The organism is uncultured Tyzzerella sp. (genome assembly GCF_963558545.1).
In the GTDB taxonomy this organism is placed as follows: domain Bacteria; phylum Bacillota; class Clostridia; order Lachnospirales; family CAG-274; genus Tyzzerella.
On record NZ_CAUWHO010000106.1, the window covers coordinates 1 to 2,220 of the forward strand.

The window sequence follows — 2,220 nt, forward strand, 5'->3', positions numbered from 1 at the left end:
AACATATATCTAAATTTATAAAGTATAATTTAATCTCTAAATAAATTATTTACAAAAGCAAAAAAGCCCACCCTAAGGTAGACTTTTTCGTCCGTGACAACTATCGGACACCACTGTAAATTAAATTCCTGTAAACTATTATCACACATATGGGATAATAGTAACATGTGAGCGAGTTTCTTAAAAGAGCACTAACAACTTTTTGCAGAAATTTACTTACTTATTGTAATATATTCTGTTTTATTTGTCTATAGTTTAGTTACATACATGTAAAAAGACCAGAACCGAAACTCTAGCCTTTTCACAGAAAGCAAGTATTTTGTAAAATAATTATGTAAGGTAAATAATTACCTATACCTTATAATAGTATATTTTTTTACCATTGTCTATATATTTTGCAATAAACAAACGATATTTTTATCATACTATTGCATTATCCAATACACTGTCCATACCATTACAGATATTATTACTTCAACCACTAATAATTTTTTTGTATGCTCTCTGAAAGCATCAATGATGTTTTTTTCTCCTTCTATAACTTCGGTTATTGCAGTTCCTATACTACCTATAGCTCCTATTACTAAAAATAAAATCCACATAATGATAAATATTAACTTTAACATTGTAAAGCCTCCCCTTTATATTAATAGTAATTGTATTACTATTATAAATTTCGTCATATTCTTTAAAAAACTTTAATTTATTATAGTGAAAATAAAATAAGACCAAGTTTTCACCTGGTCCTACTAAAACTATTCTTTGTTATTTAAAAAAGTTGATTGTCGTTGTATCAAATGTGTTATACTATACATAGAAAATATCTAGGAGGTGAAATCATATGCATATCAGATCTATTTTCAAGCACATTTCTCTAGAAACTGAACAATTCAATAAAGAATTTGAATTAGCTAAGAAATCACAAGAAAATGCACAACTATATAATAATAATTCATACCTAGATAGAAAAAATATGATTGTTAAAGGTAAAGATAAACTTAGAAATAAATGGCAATAGGAGTAATAATATATATATTCTTGCTGTTACTATTAGCTAATAACTTTATAAATTCAATACCACATTCATTTACACTATTAAGTGCATCTATTAAAAAAGATGCACTTTTTTTGCTGCCATTGTCTGTAGTTCCACATACTTTATTTATTTTTCCTGTTATATTAATTTGCCCAGAATACTTAAAATTAACCATTCGTATATCTTCTCTTAAATACTTTTCATTAATTACTACAATCATATTATCTACTACAAATACGGTATTTGTGGGAATCATGGATTTAAATACATATGATAACTTAGAGCCCATTTTAGTTAACATATGTATTTCTGGAGGTAGCTTAACATTGTCTATAGATTTTCCTTGTTGATTAACAAGTTTATTGTTTTTATCTATTCTTATATCCCCCCCCAAATGTTCCATATAGAATAAATCTTTTAGAAACTTTTCCTCACACATTTTTTCTATAATATCTGTATTTATAATGGTATATTCACTGTTAATATTAATATATTTCCCTATATTAGAAACATCTAGTGAATTTGCTTTAATACTATTATTATCTTCTATATATTTTTCAAAGTAATTAAACATATTATCATGCAAAACCTTTGATGCCATTTCCCTATACAGCTCACTGCTCTCTGTAATGTCTAGACCACTCTCTAACGTTTTTTCTATTGTTACATTCCCTTTTATCATTGCGGCATTACCCTCAAGAACAGAAGATGATTTTTGAGTTGTGGTTGGGGTTCCACTAAGATCTTTAGAGTATACATTACTCTCACTATTTCGTAGAGTTTCAAGTCCATCATTTTCTTGAGCCATAAATGATGCCAAAAAATCAGTATCTAAATAAATGAAATTTCTCATTTCTATCTCCTCACTTTCACGTTGATACCTATAAGATATTTTATTAATCAAATTAATTCAAATCTTAAATATAGATGTTTTAGGGTTTTTTCTTATAAAATTCGCTTTTTTCTTTTAATATATTTTTTATTCGCCTTTATTCTTATTTTTTCAAATAATTTCTCCTTTTTTTGAGCATAAAAAAGAAGCTAGAGCCTAAGCCCTAGCCTTATAGTGATAACTGTCTATCCAATTTTAATACTTCTAGTACTTCATCTATTTTCATAATGACATCAAGTGAATAACTAATCTCTTCCCACTTACTTACTCCTAGTTCGGCAAAGAGTACCAT

3 protein-coding genes are annotated in these 2,220 nt (G+C 27.1%); 1 reads left to right on the top strand and 2 read right to left on the bottom strand.

Annotated features, from left to right (window positions below):
* Window positions 1-425 precede the first annotated feature (425 nt).
* Window positions 426-626, bottom strand: coding sequence for a hypothetical protein (locus tag R5Z65_RS09945; protein WP_317368882.1), 201 nt, complete (start codon window positions 624-626; stop codon window positions 426-428).
* 215 nt (window positions 627-841) lie between these two features.
* Here R5Z65_RS09945 and R5Z65_RS09950 point away from each other — a divergent pair, with 215 nt between their 5' ends.
* Window positions 842-1,018, top strand: coding sequence for a hypothetical protein (locus R5Z65_RS09950; RefSeq protein WP_317368883.1), 177 nt, complete (start codon window positions 842-844; stop codon window positions 1,016-1,018).
* On the opposite strand, the gene R5Z65_RS09955 is transcribed toward R5Z65_RS09950, so the two are convergent.
* Window positions 999-1,889 (bottom strand): hypothetical protein, encoded by an 891-nt coding sequence (locus R5Z65_RS09955; protein ID WP_317368884.1) that lies wholly within the window; start codon window positions 1,887-1,889, stop codon window positions 999-1,001. The two genes, R5Z65_RS09950 and R5Z65_RS09955, sit on opposite strands and share 20 nt — an antisense overlap.
* Between the last annotated feature and the right edge of the window lie 331 nt (window positions 1,890-2,220).

Coding starts and splice junctions, on each gene's coding strand:
- R5Z65_RS09950 (WP_317368883.1), top strand. CDS start 842: ATGCATATCAGATCTATTTTCAAGCACATTTCTCTAGAAACTGAACAA.
- R5Z65_RS09945 (WP_317368882.1), bottom strand. CDS start 626: ATGTTAAAGTTAATATTTATCATTATGTGGATTTTATTTTTAGTAATA.
- R5Z65_RS09955 (WP_317368884.1), bottom strand. CDS start 1,889: ATGAGAAATTTCATTTATTTAGATACTGATTTTTTGGCATCATTTATG.